14 protein-coding genes are annotated in these 15,780 nt (G+C 63.7%); 8 read left to right on the forward strand and 6 right to left on the reverse strand.

The window, feature by feature from the left end; all coding sequences use genetic code 11:
• Positions 1 to 32: 32 nt before the first annotated feature.
• Positions 33 to 206: a hypothetical protein gene (locus tag OIK44_RS11645; RefSeq protein WP_273670921.1), complete on the forward strand. Its 174-nt coding sequence runs from the start codon at positions 33 to 35 to the stop codon at positions 204 to 206.
• Positions 207 to 289: 83 nt separating this feature from the next.
• Here OIK44_RS11645 and OIK44_RS11650 read toward each other — a convergent pair whose 3' ends face one another.
• Positions 290 to 1,030 (reverse strand): IPT/TIG domain-containing protein, encoded by a 741-nt coding sequence (locus OIK44_RS11650; RefSeq protein WP_273670922.1) that lies wholly within the window; start codon positions 1,028 to 1,030, stop codon positions 290 to 292.
• Positions 1,031 to 1,392: 362 nt separating this feature from the next.
• On the opposite strand from OIK44_RS11650, the gene OIK44_RS11655 reads away from it, so the two are divergent.
• Positions 1,393 to 2,652: a hypothetical protein gene (locus OIK44_RS11655; RefSeq protein ID WP_273670923.1), complete on the forward strand. Its 1,260-nt coding sequence runs from the start codon at positions 1,393 to 1,395 to the stop codon at positions 2,650 to 2,652.
• A 55-nt stretch (positions 2,653 to 2,707) separates the two neighbouring features.
• Here the strand turns inward: OIK44_RS11655 and OIK44_RS11660 are convergent, their stop codons facing one another.
• The 5 genes from OIK44_RS11660 to OIK44_RS11680 form a co-directional block, all read right to left on the reverse strand.
• On the reverse strand, positions 2,708 to 3,637 hold the full coding sequence (locus OIK44_RS11660) for a PhzF family phenazine biosynthesis protein (protein ID WP_273670924.1): 930 nt from the start codon (positions 3,635 to 3,637) through the stop codon (positions 2,708 to 2,710).
• 398 nt (positions 3,638 to 4,035) lie between these two features.
• Positions 4,036 to 4,206 (reverse strand): hypothetical protein, encoded by a 171-nt coding sequence (locus OIK44_RS11665; RefSeq protein WP_273670925.1) that lies wholly within the window; start codon positions 4,204 to 4,206, stop codon positions 4,036 to 4,038.
• Between the two features lie 73 nt (positions 4,207 to 4,279).
• Positions 4,280 to 5,746 (reverse strand): ATP-binding protein, encoded by a 1,467-nt coding sequence (locus tag OIK44_RS11670; RefSeq protein ID WP_273670926.1) that lies wholly within the window; start codon positions 5,744 to 5,746, stop codon positions 4,280 to 4,282.
• Positions 5,739 to 6,452 carry a response regulator gene (locus OIK44_RS11675; protein ID WP_273670927.1) on the reverse strand — a complete coding sequence of 238 codons (714 nt, stop codon included), beginning with the start codon at positions 6,450 to 6,452 and terminating at the stop codon, positions 5,739 to 5,741. Before OIK44_RS11675 ends, OIK44_RS11670 begins: the two co-directional genes overlap by 8 nt.
• Complete coding sequence (locus OIK44_RS11680) at positions 6,427 to 7,731, reverse strand: ABC transporter substrate-binding protein (RefSeq protein ID WP_420213844.1); 1,305 nt, start codon at positions 7,729 to 7,731, stop codon at positions 6,427 to 6,429. Before OIK44_RS11680 ends, OIK44_RS11675 begins: the two co-directional genes overlap by 26 nt.
• 450 nt (positions 7,732 to 8,181) lie before the next feature.
• Between OIK44_RS11680 and OIK44_RS11685 the strand changes: the two genes are divergently transcribed.
• The 6 genes from OIK44_RS11685 (at position 8,182) to OIK44_RS11710 (ending at position 15,707) form a co-directional block, all read left to right on the forward strand.
• Positions 8,182 to 9,432 (forward strand): ABC transporter substrate-binding protein, encoded by a 1,251-nt coding sequence (locus tag OIK44_RS11685; RefSeq protein WP_273670928.1) that lies wholly within the window; start codon positions 8,182 to 8,184, stop codon positions 9,430 to 9,432.
• A gap of 83 nt (positions 9,433 to 9,515) precedes the next feature.
• The gene (locus tag OIK44_RS11690; protein ID WP_273670929.1) at positions 9,516 to 10,430 is read left to right on the forward strand and encodes a carbohydrate ABC transporter permease; all 915 of its coding nucleotides are present in this window, start codon (positions 9,516 to 9,518) and stop codon (positions 10,428 to 10,430) included.
• 72 nt (positions 10,431 to 10,502) lie between these two features.
• Entirely contained in the window at positions 10,503 to 11,342 is an 840-nt protein-coding gene (locus OIK44_RS11695; protein ID WP_273670930.1) for a carbohydrate ABC transporter permease, read from the forward strand.
• 10 nt (positions 11,343 to 11,352) lie between these two features.
• Entirely contained in the window at positions 11,353 to 12,486 is a 1,134-nt protein-coding gene (locus tag OIK44_RS11700) for an ABC transporter ATP-binding protein (protein ID WP_273670931.1), read from the forward strand.
• A gap of 99 nt (positions 12,487 to 12,585) precedes the next feature.
• Complete coding sequence (locus OIK44_RS11705; RefSeq protein ID WP_273670932.1) at positions 12,586 to 13,809, forward strand: maltoporin; 1,224 nt, start codon at positions 12,586 to 12,588, stop codon at positions 13,807 to 13,809.
• Between the two features lie 215 nt (positions 13,810 to 14,024).
• Positions 14,025 to 15,707, forward strand: coding sequence for a long-chain-fatty-acid--CoA ligase (locus tag OIK44_RS11710; RefSeq protein WP_273670933.1), 1,683 nt, complete (start codon positions 14,025 to 14,027; stop codon positions 15,705 to 15,707).
• Positions 15,708 to 15,780: the final 73 nt, after the last annotated feature.

Below are 15,780 nucleotides of genomic sequence, written 5' to 3' on the forward strand. Positions count from 1 at the left end.
TTTTGTCGCCTTTAAAGTGATGGACTGTCTTCTTGCAACGCAGCAAAGCCGCGCTGTGCAAGGAATATACCTGCGCAACAAGATTGTTTCTGTACGCTAAAGCACAAAAGACCGTGCGCGCCCCCAATCGCGGCAACTGGCGCAGTTGGCGGGAACGCGCATTCAATGATGCTGCTGCATCATTTTTTAGACAAGGGATTTTTTAGTCGCAGCGGGGGACAGACCACGATTTTCAAGGAATAGTTTTTTTGAAAATCGTGGTCTGTCCCCGGCTGGAGGCGGCGCGAGGCTAGCTGAAGTGTATTGTCACCATGCCATTTTCCAGGTAGGGCTTGGTGATGTATAACTCCAGTTCGCCCGTCTGGGCATTCGTGCCGACGTCGGCGAACACGCGTTCCCCCATCAGGCCGGCATTGAGGGAGATGGCTTTGGCGACGGCGCGCAAACATTCTTCGTCGTCGCCCGATTTGCCGGCGATCGAGGCGCTGATGTCGACGGCCAGCGTCGGTTCTTTCAGCACCACGCACACGTCGACCTTCTTGTGCCGCCCCGCCGAAAAGCCTTTCGGAAACGCGACGCGCATGACGGGCGCCGTTTCCTGGCCGCCCAGTTGCACCTGGCCACGGGCCGATTTTTCAAACGCGCCGCTATAGGTGTCGGGCGAAGCCTTGTCGAGCTTGAAGTGTATGCCCGCCGCCGCCACCGGCGCGCCATTGCGGAACACCGCCGCTTCGGACAGGTGCAGGCGGGTGTTGCCGTAGCTGATTTCCTCGGTGAATAGCTCGCCGCCCACGCCCGGCCACATCAGCAGGTCGCCCGCGGTTTCCCGCGCCACCGGGCCTATGCGTACTTTCAACTCCGTGTCGGTGGAGTGCGGTTCGGCGCGGGCGCAGGCGCCCATGCCGCCGATGACGACGCAATTGTTGCGGATGTGGCGGGCAAAGCCGGAGCCCTGCAAGGTGACGATGGTTCCTTCATGCCCTTGCAGGGGACTGACGGAACGGATGACGACAGGTGTACGGTTAAGCATCGCGGAATTCCTCCTAGGCTAAGGAACGGCGACGTTGTGCGCATGCCTGAAAACGCCCATTCCCGGTAAGTATGTTCCGTCGCGCCGCGCCCGGCGCAACGGGGACAGGCATCGGCCGAAGCGCCGATACCGCAGGAACAGCTTAGCAAGCTGTCATGGCGATTGAAGGCCGCCCCGGCCCTTGTTTGAGAGGGGTCAAGCGCGACGCTGTCCGGCAGAAAGCGCCTGGGCAAACGCCTCGCGACGGGCGAAAATCGCCGCGCAATCACAGACGCATCTCGATCCGAACAATTGCTTTATACTTTGCCATCCCGCGCCGCTGGCAAGCAGACAGCGCAGGCGCATCGACAAGGAGAAACGGCTTGAGCATCGCACAAAACGACAATTCCTCCGGACTTCGGCTGGCCGGCGTCGCCGAACGCTACGTCAAACTGGTGCTCGCCATCGGCCAGCACGATGCCGCCTACGTCGACGCCTTTTACGGCCCGGCACAGTGGCAAGACGAAGCCGTCGCCAATCGACAAGACCTCGCTTCGATCCGCCGCGACATCGACGCCGCCCGCGCGCTGCTGGCGACGCAGCACCCCGAACAGGACGAAGAAGTGCAACGCGTCGCCTGCCTCGACAAGCAATTGCGCTCGATGCAGGCCCGCGTCGACATGCTGGCCGGCGCCGTGTTCAGCTTCGACGCGGAAACCGAGCTTCTCTACGATGCCGTGTCGCCGCACCACCCGCGCGCCCACTACGAGCAACTGGTGGGCCGGATCGACCAGTTGCTGCCCGGTCCAGGCTCCGTCAGCGAGCGCGTCAACGCCTTCCGCGACCAGTTCGCCATACCGGCCGACAAGCTGCGCGCCGTGATGGAGGCGGCCATCCAGGCCGGCCGCGAGCGCACGCTGCGCTACATCCCCCTGCCGGCGGAAGAAAATTTCATCCTCGAATTTGTCAGCGACAAGCCCTGGAGCGGCTATAACTGGTACAAGGGCAATTTCCAGAGCCTTATCCAGATCAATATCGACTTGCCCATCTATATAGACCGCGCCGTCGACCTCGGTTGCCACGAGGCGTATCCCGGCCACCACGTCTACAACGTGCTGCTGGAGCAAGACCTGCTGCGCGGCAAGCAATGGCAGGAATACTGCGTCTATCCGCTGTTTTCGCCGCAGTCGCTGATCGCCGAGGGCACGGCCAACTACGGCATCGAATTGAGCTTCACGGACGAGGAGCGGCTGGCCTTCGAGCAAGAGGTGCTGTTTCCGCTGGCCGGCCTGGACACCAGCCTGGCGCCGCGCTATGCGCAACTGAACCGCCTGCTGGCGCAACTGAGCTACGCCGACAACGACGCCGCCATGCTTTACCTGAACGGCGACATGACGCGCGAAGAAACCATAGCCTGGCTGATCGACGTGCGCCTGTATCCGGCCGAAAAGGCGGCGCAGCGGCTGCAGTTCTATGAGGCCATGCGCGGCTACGTCATCAACTACAACCTGGGCCAGGACATGGCGAAGGCGTATATCGAGCGGCAGGTCACGGAACAGGAGCCGGCGCGCGCGCAGGCGCAACGCTGGGCCGCTTTCCGGCAACTGATGGCGTCGCCGCGGCCGCCGAGCGCGCTGCGCTAAGCGATACGCTCGATGGAATGGCCCGCGCGGCGGCCATTCAAGCAATTTCGCACAATCAAGCCGCCACTTCCCCGTTAACGCAAGTCACCGCATTGCCGCCGACCCGGACGGTCTGCTCGTTCAAGACCAGCCGCAGCACGCCGGCCCGCCCGACGACGGCGCCCTGGGAGGCGAGGAAGTCGCCGCCGAAGCGCTGGATTTGGCCGCTATGCCGGATGAAGGCGCCGACGCTGCCGGTGCCGCTGCCGCAAACGGGATCTTCATTCACGCCATGCGCGGGGGCGAATGCACGGATTTCGATAGTCGCCCCGGCGCCCTGCTCGTGCGCGCCGAATATCACGACGCCGGTATGCCCGTCTGCGGCGTTGCGGCCTTTCATGTGCTGAAAATCGGCCTGGACGGCCAGCACGGTTACCGCGCTCGGCAATTGCGCCACAACCCAACGCGGTCCCACATCGACAACGCAAGGGGGAAACTGCCTTTGCACGGGGCTGCCCAGCAGGCGCTCCAATTCCTCGGTTTGCGCAACGTCCAGCGCCGTCAGCTTCGGCTCGGGAAGATCGAAGGAAATCCACTGCGCCCCATCTTGCCCACGGGCGACCGCCAGCTTGACCAGCCCGGCGCGGCACTGCTGCAACAAGGCGCCATTGCGCGCCTGTATCAGGCCAGCTTCCAGCAAGGCGTGCGCCGTGCCGATGGTGGGGTGGCCGGCAAACGGCAGCTCGGCATTCGGCGTAAAGATGCGGACGTGATAATCCGCCCCCGGCTCGGTGACAGGAACAACGAAGGTCGTCTCCGACAAATTGGTCCAGTTGGCGATTTGCTGCATTTGCTCGCTTGAAAGACCGTCGGCGTCCAGCACCACGGCGACAGGATTGCCCTTGAAACGCACATTGGTGAACACGTCGACTTGCTTGAATGGGCGGTTTTTCATGTTATCTCTTTCATACTGATGGTCGGCTGCGCATCGGGCATCCTTATTCAAACATCCAGATATGTATCACTTCGGCACATGCTAATGGTTTTTCGCAAACGCTAACAGATCCAATTCCGGACAATTCTTAAGGTACAGTTTCACGGAGCCGCGGCCACACGCCTGATTCGCCACCGCCGGGACACGATCTTGAGCAACTCTTCCTTGGCGCTGCAACTGAACACTGCTCACGCAATAAATTTATGAAAATGAAATATTGTTGACAATGGATGGGATTTTTGCAATCATCAAACGACGTCATCTTCGAAAATCCAGATCACCGCACTTCAAGAAACTTGATGATTTTTTGCTGGCCAAACAAATAATGAAAAAGCGTTTAAATTGAAAAAAGAATTATTGAATTTCTCATGGATTTTTCTCATGGGCGGAATTGGAATTTATGATATTTACTATTCCACAAAATCCGGGGATATTCCCCAGGTGATAGGCGGCGCCGGCTGGCTGCTGCTGGGAATTTTCCTATCTAAAAGAGCCATCTTTTTCTCGATGAATAAATCTGGATTTTTCATTACCTCCAGAAAATCTGAAATTTTATTCAATGCACTTGTATTTTTAGGCATGACATGCCTGCTACTTAGCAGACTGATGAAATTTAATAATTACTGACTCAAGCTCGGCAATTGCCCGCCGCCCCTATTGGGCCGGCAGGCTGATCGTCGCCACCAGGCCACCGTCGGGATGGTTGACCAGCGTCAGGTGGCCGCCGTGCGCCTGCACAATGCTGCGCGCGATGCCCAGCCCCAGCCCCATGCCGTCGGCGTTCTGGTCGCGTCCGTGCGCCAGGCGCACATAGGGCTGGAACAGGCTGCCGAATGCCTCCTCCGGCACGCCCGGCCCGTAGTCGCGGATGCGGACGGCGACGTGGCCCGGCTCGCGGTGCACCGAGATGTCCGCCCGCTTCCCGTAATACAGTGCGTTGTCGAGCAGGTTGCCAATGGCGCGCTTGAGCGCCAGCGGCTTCGCCGTCACGCTCAGGCCGGCCTCGCTGAACTGCACCTGGTGGCCGCCCAGCTGGCTGCCGCGCACCATGCGCTTGAGTAGCGCGTCGAGCCGCACTTCGGTGGGGTTTTCGTGGATGTCGCTGTCCTTCACGCATTGCAGCGCGCCCTTGACCATCATGTCGAGTTCGTCGAGGTCGTCGTGGAACTCGTTGCGCAGCGCGTCGTCGTCGAGCAGTTCGCTGCGCAGTTTCAGGCGCGTGATCGGTGTGCGCAGGTCGTGCGAAATCGACACGAACAGGCGCTCGCGGTCTTCCAGGTAGCGCTGGATGCGCTCGCGCATGGCGCTGAAGGCGCGCGCCGTGTTGACGAATTCGCGGCTGCCCGTTTCCGGCAGCTCCGGCATGTTTTCGCCCTTGCCGAAGGCTTCGGCGGCGTCCGACAGCGCCGCCAGCGGCCGCGTGGTCCAGCGCACGACGAGGATGGACAGCAGCAGCACGGCCGCCAGCGACAGCCCTTGCAGCAGCACGCGGTCCAGCGCCAGCGGGTTGCCGCTGTCGAGGAAGTAGGGATTCGGCATCAGCGCGGCCAGGTACAGCCAGTTGCCCGGCTCCAGTTCGGTCTGGATGACGAGGATGGGCGCCGGGTTCGGCTTCACCAGCAGGATGTGCTGCACCCAGCTTTCCGGCAGGTCGGCGATTTTCGAGCCGCTGTCGGAGACGCTCAGCTCGCCGGGCCAGGCGAAGGCGACGCGGTAGTGGTTCAATTGCGGCAGGTCTTGCTTGAGCGTGGCGCCGACGCTGGCGACGACGGTGTCGGACAGCGCGCGCGCCTCGATCTGCTGGATCGCCAGCGGCGCGCGGTTGACGTTGACGAAGAAGCGCGTGCCGCCCATTTCGCGGAATTGCTGGATCAGGATGGGCCGGTAGTTGGCCGGCAGGCTGAGGAAGAAACGCACGGCGCTGGCGGCGCTGTGGGCGATGTGCTGGGCCGCCAGCTTCGCTTCGACTTCGGCGTCCTTGCGCAGTTGCGCACCCCAGATCAGGTTGCCGGCCAGTTGCGTCATGAGCACGCCGGCGACCATGACGACGGAAAGGCGCCCCAGCAGCGACTGCGGCAGCAGCCATGCCAGCGCGCGCGCGTAACGGCTGGCCTCAGGCATGGGCGCTGCTGACGTCGGCCGAGAAGACGTAGCCGGCGCCGCGCACGGTCTTGATGAGCAGCGGTTGCTTGCCGTCGTCGTTCAGGCGCAGCCGCAGCCGGCTGATTTGCACGTCGAGCGAGCGGTCCAGCGGCCCGGCGTCGCGGCCGCGGGTCTGTTCGCACAGCACGCCGCGGTCGAGGATGTCACCGGGATGCTCGACGAAGTATTTCAGCAGCTGGAAGTCGAGCCCCGTCAGCGCGATGGCCTCGCCGCCGGCGTCGGTGACGGTGCGCTCGACCGTGTCGAGCGTGAAGCCGACGAAGCGGTAGTAGCGCGGCGGCGCGGCGTTGTCGATGCCGGTGCGGCGGTGGATCGCCTTGATCCGCGCCAGCAGCTCGCGCGGGCTGTAGGGCTTGGCGATGTAGTCGTCGGCGCCCAGTTCCAGGCCGACGACGCGGTCGGTTTCGTCAGAGCTGGCGGTGAGCATGATGATCGGCACATTGGAGCGGCCGCGGACGATTTTGCACAGCGCGAAGCCGTCGGTGTCGGGCAGCATGACGTCGAGGATCAGCAGCGACAGTTCGTCGGCGCAGCGGTAGAACTCGGCCAGGAAGGTTTCGCCGTTGTGCGCCAGGCCGACTTCGTACTGGTTCTTTTCCAGGTAGGCCTTGAGCAGCATGCGGGTTTTCTGGTCGTCGTCAACGATGAGGATCTTGCGCGCCATAGTCTTTTCCTTTTCCTTGTTTCGAAAGCGCCTGCATCATCGCGCCGATGCGCCGCTGGCTGTCGGCGGCGCTGATCCGGTCGTCGATGAAGTAGCGCCGCACTTCGGCGATGATGGCGTCCTTGCTGGTTTCGTCGGTTGCCATGCGGTGCACGAAGCTGGGCGCCTGCACGGCCGCGCCGCGCGCGAAGGTCTGCGCCGAGGCGCGCGCGCAGCTGTCCATTTTCGCCGGGTCGGCCGTGCGCAGCACCGAGATCGAGCCTTTGATCTGGTTGTATTCGGCCTGCGCCGGCGCCGCCGTGATGAGCTGGGCCAGTTTTTCCTGGGCCGCCTGGTGGCTGTAGTCGGCGGCGAACATGGCGAAGGTGTCGATGCTGTACAGGTGGTAGTTGCCGGTTTCCGGCACGGCGGCGCAGCCGAAGCCGTCGTCGGTGGCCACGCCCCAGGCATTCAGTTCGCCCTTGACCCAGTCGCCCATGATGAACATGGCCGCGTCGCCGTCGGCGAACTGGCGCGTCACTTCGGTCCACGGCTTTTCCGCCAGGGGCTGCGGCATCCATTGTTTCAGCGCCTTCAGGCGCGTCAGCGCGCGCAGCAGGCGCGCGTCGGCGAAGGCCGCCGGATTCTTTTGCACGAACAGTTCGCGGTAGTAGCCCGGCCCGGACTCGGCCAGCACCAGCGTTTCGAACAGGGTCGCCACCTGCCACGCTTCGCTGCTTTGCGCCAGCGGCGTGATGCCGGCCTGTTTCAGTTGTTTGGCGACGCGCTCGAATTCGCCCCAGGTCTTGGGCGGCGCGATGCCCAGCCGGTTGAACACTTTGCGGTTGTAGTACAGATTGTTGACGCGGTGGATGCCGAGCGGCGCGGCCATCACATGGCCGCCGTGCTGCGCCTGCGCCCAGGCGGTCGGGTACATTTGCGCGCCCCAGTTGCCGGCGAGCGCGACGCTGTCGAGCGGCAGCAGCAGGCCCAGTTCGGCCCATTCGCCGACGCTGAAGCCGATCAGCTGCATGACTTCCGGCGAGGTGCCGGACAGGACGCGGCTCTTCAGGACCTTGACGGCGCCGACGCCGGCTCCGCCGGGGATGGCGGCGTCGCGCCAGTCGATGCCCTCGGCGGCCAGCCGCGTCACCAGCGTGTTGGCGGCCTTGCGCTCGCCGGCGGAGGTCCACCAGTGCAGCACTTGCAGCGCGTCGGCGCGGGCCGCGCCCATCAGGCTCAGGCCCAGCAAGGAGCAGCTAATTCCCCGACCGGCGCGCGCCAGCGCACGGTCAATCACGCGTGATTGAATCAATGTCTCGTCCCCTGTTCCCACCGTTATGCACGAATGCCGCCCGATGAAGAGCAACTGCGAAAAGCTGGGTTCAGCCCCGCGGCACCGCGTTGTCAGACCTCTTTTTTATGCGACAAACTATAGCTTAACTAAACACGGCTGCGTGAGTAAGTAAGCGTCCAGTTTTGTAAAGAAGCGTAAGCTTTTGTTGCGTTTCCTTGGCGCCGGCAGCCGCCGCGCCAGCGCCCATGCGCCTTGCGCCGCCCTCCCCGCAGGTAAAGTTATGTAACAGCGCCGATTTCCCACAATACCAATTTTTCCCATTAAATCAATCACATAGGATATCACCTTAATAACACTTTCGGTCCGCTGGTGTCACATTTTCTCGGGTGCTACTGTCCGTCCACTGCATCAGGACCTGCAGCCACTACCGACAAAAACCACTGGAGACAATCAATGCAATCCTTTCGTATGATGCGCGGCGCCGCGCTGTGCACCCTGTTGGCCGCCACCGGCGCGCAGGCCGCCACCCTCACCATCGAAAGCTGGCGCGTCGACGACAAGGCGCTGTGGGAGACGGTGCTGATCCCGGCCTTCCAGAAGAAGAACCCCGGCATCGAGGTCAAGTTCGCGCCGACGGCGCCGACCGAATACGATTCCAGCCTGACCGCGCGTCTGGCCGGCGGCACCGGCGGCGACCTGCTGGCCTGCCGCCCCTTCGACGTGTCGCTGTCGCTGTACAAGCGCGGCCACCTCGACAAGCTCGACGGCCGGGCCGGCATGGAGAATTTCCCCGCTTCGGCCAAGGTGGCCTGGCAGACCGACAATGGCAAGGATACCTTCTGCATGCCGGTCGCCTCGGTGATGCACGGCTTTTTGTACAACAAGAAGATCTTCCAGGAGCTGAAACTGCAGGCGCCGAAGACCGAAGACGAGTTCTTCAAGGTGCTGGAGACGGTGAAGAAAAGCGGCAAGTACGCGCCGCTGGCGCTCGGCACGGCCGACCAGTGGGAGGCCAACCAGGTGATTTTCACCAGCATCGGCGCCAATTACTGGAAGGGCGAGGAAGGCCGCCAGGCGCTCATCGCCGGCAAGGCCAAGTTCACCGATCCGCAGTTCGTCGCCGCCTGGGACTATGAGGCCAAGGTCGGCAGCTATCTGTCGAAGGGCGCCAGCGCGCAAACCTACGGCGACAGCCAGAACCAGTTCGCCCTCGGCAAGGCAGCGATCTATCCGACCGGCTCGTGGGACATCTCCTACTTCAACCAGGACCCGGCGCTGGAAATGGGCGCCTTCCCGCCGCCCGTGCGCAAGGCCGGCGACAAGTGCTACATCTCCGACCATACCGACATCGGCATGGCCGTCAACGCGAAGTCGAAGAACAAGGCGGAAGCCTACAAATTCCTGGCCTGGCTGGGCTCGCAGGAGTTCGCCGACATCTACACCAACAAGGTGACCGGCTTCTTCTCGCTGTCGAACCACGCGATCACGGTGAAAGACCCGGTCGCCAGGCAGATGATCGGCTGGCGCGCCAGCTGCGCCTCGACGATCCGCCTGAACGCGCAGGTGCTCAACCGCGGCGAGCCGAGCATGGAAAACGAGCTGTGGAACGTCAACGCGCAAGTCTTGAACGGCAAGCTGTCGGGCAAAGACGCGGCCAGGCAGATACAGGCCGGCTTCGCCAAATGGTACAAGCCGCAGCAGTAGGCCCCGTCCTCCCCCCCATGCCTGGCGCATGGTTTACGCCGGCGGCGCCGCCGCCGGGTTTTTATTCCGTTTGGAGAGTGGCCGTGAAAAGAGCTTTTCCCTGGCATATCGTGGTGTTTCTCGCGCCGGCGGTGCTGGTCTACTCGCTGTTCAGCGCCCTGCCCCTGATCGACACGCTGCGCCTCGGCTTTTACGCCACCAGCGAGGCAGGCCACTACAGCTTCGCCGGCCTGGCCAACTACGCCACCATCCTGTTCGATCCGCAGTGGTCGCAGGCGTTCTGGAACGCCATGTGGAACAACCTGAAGTTCTTCCTGATCCATATGCTGCTGCAAAACCCCATCGGCCTGGTGCTGGCCACGCTGTTCAGCCTGAAGGGTTTGCGGGGCGAGCGCACCTACCGCACGCTGATTTTCCTGCCGACGCTGCTGTCGGTCGTCATCATCGGCTTCATCTGGCAGCTGATCCTGTCGCCGCTGTGGGGCGTCGGCGAGTCGCTGCTCAGCTACGCCGGGCTGGCCGATTACTTCGCGCCGTGGCTGGGGCAGGAGTCGAGCGCCCTGTTCACCATCGCGCTGGTGTCGGTGTGGCAGTACATCGGCATCCCGATGATGCTGATCTACGCGGCGCTGCTGGCCGTGCCGGAGGAGATAGTCGAGGCGGCCCACGCCGAGGGCGCCGGCGCGCTGCGCATTTTCTGGGAGATCAAGCTGCCGCTGATCTGGCCGACGCTGGGCCTGGTGACCATCCTGACCTTTGTCGCCAACTTCAACGCTTTCGACCTGGTGTACTCGGTCAAGGGCGCGCTGGCCGGGCCGAACTACGCCACCGACATCCTCGGCACCTTCTTTTACCGCACCTTCTTCGGCTACCAGGCGCAGATCGGCAGCCCGACGATGGGCGCGGCCGTGGCGACGCTGATGTTCCTGGTGATACTGGCCGGCGTCGGCATGTACTTCTATTTGGTGCAGCGCAAGCTGACGCGCTATGAGCTGTGAACGCAAGGCCGAAAAGCCGGGGCCAGCCCCCGGACTGCCGCCTCCGATGAACCTCAACTGACTGCTCTCGCCATGAAACAGCCTTTATACCGGCCTCTGGGAACAGCGGGCGTGCATGCGATCCTGGGCGGCTACACCCTGGTCGCCCTGTTCCCGATCTTCCTGATCCTGATTAACTCGGTGAAGAGCCGCGCGGCGATCTTCGCCAACCCGCTGGCGCTGCCGACGCCGGAGACGTTTTCGCTGATCGGCTTTCACAAGGTGCTGGCCAATTCGCACTTCCTGCTCTACTTCGGCAACAGCCTGTTCGTCACGCTGGTGTCGCTGGTGTGCATCGTACTGTTCGGCGCGATGGCGGCGTGGGCACTGTCCGAATACCCCTTCCCGGCCAGCCGCTGGATGACCTTGTACCTGGCGATCGGCATCATGATCCCGATCCGCCTGGGCACCGTGTCCATCCTCGAACTGGTGGTCAAGCTCGACCTGATCAACACGCTGACGGCGCTGATCCTGGTGTACACGGCGCAGGGCCTGCCGCTGGCGGTGATGATCTTGTCCGAGTTCGTGCGCCAGGTGCCGCGCGAGCTGAAGGATGCGGCGCGCTGCGACGGCGTGGGCGAATACAAGATCTTCTTCCAGGTGATCCTGCCGCTGATCCGCCCCGCCATCGCCACCGTCGCCGTGTTCACCATGATCCCGGCCTGGAACGACCTGTGGTTCCCGCTGATCCTGGCGCCGTCCGACCAGACCAAGACCGTCACGCTGGGCGTGCAGCAGTTCATCGGCCAGTACGTGACCGACTGGAATTCGGTGCTGGCGGCGCTGTCGCTGGCGGTCATTCCCGTGCTGCTCATGTACGTCATTTTCTCTCGTCAACTGATCCGGGGCCTGACTTCCGGCGCGGTCAAATAATAGGTGCTATATGGCGAACGTAAGCCTGAAACAAATCCGCAAATCGTATGACGGCAAGCACGACGTGCTGGCCGGGATCGACCTGGAAATCCAGCACGGCGAATTCGCCGTGCTGGTCGGCCCCTCCGGCTGCGGCAAATCCACCCTGCTGCGCATGCTGTGCGGGCTGGAGGCGATCAGCGGCGGCGAGCTGGCCATCGGCGCCCAGGTCGTCAACGACCTGCCGCCGTCCGAGCGCGGCATCGCGATGGTGTTCCAGTCGTATGCGCTGTACCCGCACATGACGGTTTACCGCAACATGGCCTTCGGCCTGAAGATCGCCGGCGAGGACAAGCAGGCCATCGCGCGCCGGGTCAAGCACGCGGCCGCCATCCTGAAGATCGACCATCTGCTGGAGCGGCTGCCGCGCGAGCTGTCCGGCGGCCAGCGCCAGCGCGTCGCCATCGGCCGCGCCATCGTGCGCGAGCCGAAGCTGTTCCTGTTCGACGAGCCGCTGTCGAACCTGGACGCGGCGCTGCGGGTGCAGACCCGGCTGGAAATCGCCAAACTGCACCGCCAGCTCGGCGCCACCATCGTCTATGTGACGCACGACCAGGTCGAGGCGATGACGCTGGGCGACAAGATCGTCGTCATGAACGAGGGCCATATCCAGCAGGCCGGCACGCCGCTGGAGCTGTACCAGCAGCCGGCCAATCTGTTTGTCGCCACCTTCATCGGCTCGCCGAAGATGAATCTGTTCGGCGCCACCGTCAGCGGCGTCGACGCCGACAGTCTGCGCCTGCAACTGGCCAGCGGCCAGGAGGTGCGCGCCGACGTCGACGGCGCCTTGGCGCGCATCGGCGACGCCGTCACGGTCGGCCTGCGCGCCGAGCATATCGCGGAGGACGGCCTGGGCGGCGCCAGCTTCAGCGGCGTGGTCAACATCGTCGAGCACCTGGGCGAGGCGAACTATATCTATCTAACGCTGCAGAACGGCCAGGACCTGGTGGTGCGCGGCGACGGCAACCAGCCCGTGCGCCTGGGCGCGGCGCTGACGGTGTCAGCCGCCAGCAGCGCCTTCCACGTCTTCGACGCCAGCGGCCGGGCGCTGCGGCGCCGCAAGCCGGGGAATATGTTGTCGTCGAAGCAGGCGCTGGCGGCCTGAGCATGTTGTATACGGATTGAACCGGGGACGGTTCGAGGCACGGTGCCCAAGGGCACATTTTTTCTATAACTATAATCAAGGAGATGTATGAATCACCCCATGTTGAAATCGCTTTCGCTGGCCATCCCCCTCGTGCTTGCCGTCGGCCAGGCCCGGGCGGGCGACGCCGAGGGCGAGTACCACGGCTACTTCCGCGCCGGCGTCGGCACCTCGTCGAACAACCGCGGCCCGCAGGCTTGCTATGGCCTGGGCGGCAACACGATGCGCTACCGCCTCGGCAACGAGTGCGACACCTACGGCGAGTTCGAGTACCAGCGCGAAATGGGCAAGCCGATCAACGGCGTCAGCTTCGTCGGCCACGTCATGCTCGACGCCTACCACGCCAGCTCGAACGTCAGCGCCTCCGACATCCACGTGGCGAAGATGTATGTCGAGGCCAAGGGCATCCCCGAGCTGAACGGCGGCACGGCCTGGATAGGCAAGCGCTATTACATGCGTCCGGACATCCATTTCCTCGATCTGCAATACGTCAACATGAACGGCACCGGCGGCGGCATCGACCAGTACAAGCTGGGACCGGGCCGCATCAGCTACGGCTTCTTCAAGGACAAGGACAAGGTCGGCACCTCGGCGCTGCGCCAGAACCTCGTCTACCAGGGCATTCCCGTCAATAACAACGGCACGGTCGACGTGCTGACCTCCTACATCCGCCCCGACATCAAGGACGACACCACGCACAGCGGCTGGCAAATCACCATCCTGCACAAACAGGACAAGGTCTTCGGCGGCGCCAACACCATCGGCTTCCAGCACGGCGTCGGCCCCGGCACCGGCAAGGGCGGCCAGTGCTGCGACCGCATCGGCACCACCGGCGACATCAAGAACGGCTCGGACGTGACGCGCACGCGCTTCTTCGACTCGCTGTGGGTGCAGGCGACGCCGAACTGGAGCGCCGAGCTGGTGGCCGTGGTGCAGCGCGACAAGTCGAACGCCTCCGGCGGCACCTCGACCTGGACCTCGCTGGGCATGCGCCCCGTGTACGCGCTGTCGGACCACTTCAAGCTGCAGTTCGAGCTGGGCACGGACCGCGTCACCTCGCCCACCGGCGGCGCGGCGCAGCGCCTGACCAAATTCACCTTCGCCCCGACCTTGACGGCGGGCAAGGGATACTGGGACCGCCCGGAGCTGCGCGCCTTCATCACGCACGCGCGCTGGAACGACGCGGCCACGGCCGCCGTCAACGCGGCCAACGAGTCCGGCCCGGTTTTCGGCAAGTCCACCAGCGGCACCTCGGTCGGGCTGCAGGTCGAAACCTGGTTCTGACGGCGCCGCCTCAACGGCGCAAACAGCCGGGGCCGGCCTGAAGCGCCAGCCCCGGCCCTCCCCCTCCCTCCCTTCGGCTCCCCGCGCCGCCCCGATATTGGCTTTATTGCAACAAGCACTTGCCAGCCGGCGCCCCCCGTCCTAGAATGGATGAGACAAAAATAGAACGAGCGTTCGCTTTCCATTCCCACCGAAGCATAGACGAGAGGCAGACTATGGAGAAAATCTGGTTGAAGTCGTACCCCAAGGGCGTGCCCGCGGAGATCGACCCCGCGCAATACCCGTCGCTGGTCCATTTGATGGAAGAGTCATTCCAGAAATTTGCCGCGCGCAAGGCTTATGTCTGCATGGACAAGTTCCTCAGCTATGCGGAGCTGGACAAGTATTCCACCCACCTTGGCGCCTGGCTGCAGAGCAAGGGCATGCAAAAAGGCGCGCGCGTGGCCATCATGATGCCGAACGTGCTGCAATACCCGATCGCCGTCGCCGCCGTGCTGCGCGCCGGCTACACGGTGGTCAATGTGAACCCCCTGTACACGCCGCGCGAGCTGGAGCACCAGCTCAACGATTCCGGCGCCGAGGCCATCATCGTGCTGGAAAATTTCGCCACGACGCTGCAGCAGGTGCTGGCCCGCACGGCCGTCAAGCACGTGGTGCTGGCCAGCATGGGCGACATGCTGGGCGCCGCCAAGGGCCTGCTCGTCAATCTCGTCGTGCGCAAGGTCAAAAAGATGGTGCCGGCCTTCGCCCTGCCCCAGGCCGTCGCCTTCAAGCGGGCGCTGGCGCAAGGCGCCCGCATGCGCCTGGCGCCGGTGCAACTGGGCCAGGACGACATCGCCTTCCTGCAATACACGGGCGGCACCACCGGCGTGTCGAAGGGCGCCACGCTGTCGCACCGCAATGTGATCGCCAACGTGCTGCAAAACGACACCTGGGCCCAGCCGGCGCTGCAACAGGGCAAGCCCGTCGCGGCCCTGAGCATCGTCTGCGCGCTGCCGCTGTACCACATCATGGCCCTGACGGCCTGCATGCTGGTGGGCACGCGCTGGGGCGCGCTGAATATCCTGATCCCGAATCCGCGCGACATTCCCGGCTTCATCAAGGTGCTGGCCAAGCATCCCTTCAATATGCTGCCGGCCGTAAACACCCTGTTCAACGGCCTGCTGAACCACCCGGACTTCGCCAAGCTCGACTTTTCCGGCCTGAAGGTGTGCCTGGGCGGCGGCATGGCGGTGCAGCAAGTCGTCAGCGAGCGCTGGCAGCAAACCACCGGCTGCCTGATCGTCGAAGGCTACGGCCTGTCGGAAACGGCGCCGGCGGCGACCCTGAACCTGGCCGACGCCGAGAAGTTCACCGGCTCGATCGGCCTGCCGCTGGCCTCCACCGACATCGCCATCCTCGACGACGAGGGCACACCCGTGGCGCACGGCCAGCCCGGCGAAATCGCCATACGCGGGCCGCAGGTGATGGTCGGCTACTGGAACCGGCCCGAGGACACGGCGGCCGTGATGACGGCGGACGGCTTCTTCAAGTCGGGCGACATCGGCATCATGGACGAGCGCGGCTTCACCCGCATCGTCGACCGCAAGAAGGACATGATCCTCGTCTCCGGCTTCAACGTCTACCCGAACGAGATCGAGGGCGTCGTCGCGGCCCACCCCGGCGTGCTCGAATGCGCCTGCATCGGCGTACCGGACGGCAATTCGGGCGAAGCCGTCAAATTGTACGTCGTGCGGCGCGACCCGGCGCTGACGGCCGAGCAGCTGATGGCCTATTGCAAGGAGCAATTCACGGCCTACAAGAAGCCGAAGTACATCGAATTCCGCGACGAACTGCCGAAGACCAACGTCGGCAAAATCCTGCGCCGCGTGCTGCGCGACGAAAAACAGGCCGCCTGAACCGGCCGGGGACAGACCACCATTTCCGCGAAATCTTTCCCGGAAAATGGTGGTCTGTCCCCGGCTGTTCGCT

Origin of the sequence: Janthinobacterium fluminis (assembly GCF_028595325.1) — a bacterium.
GTDB lineage: Bacteria > Pseudomonadota > Gammaproteobacteria > Burkholderiales > Burkholderiaceae_D > Janthinobacterium > Janthinobacterium fluminis.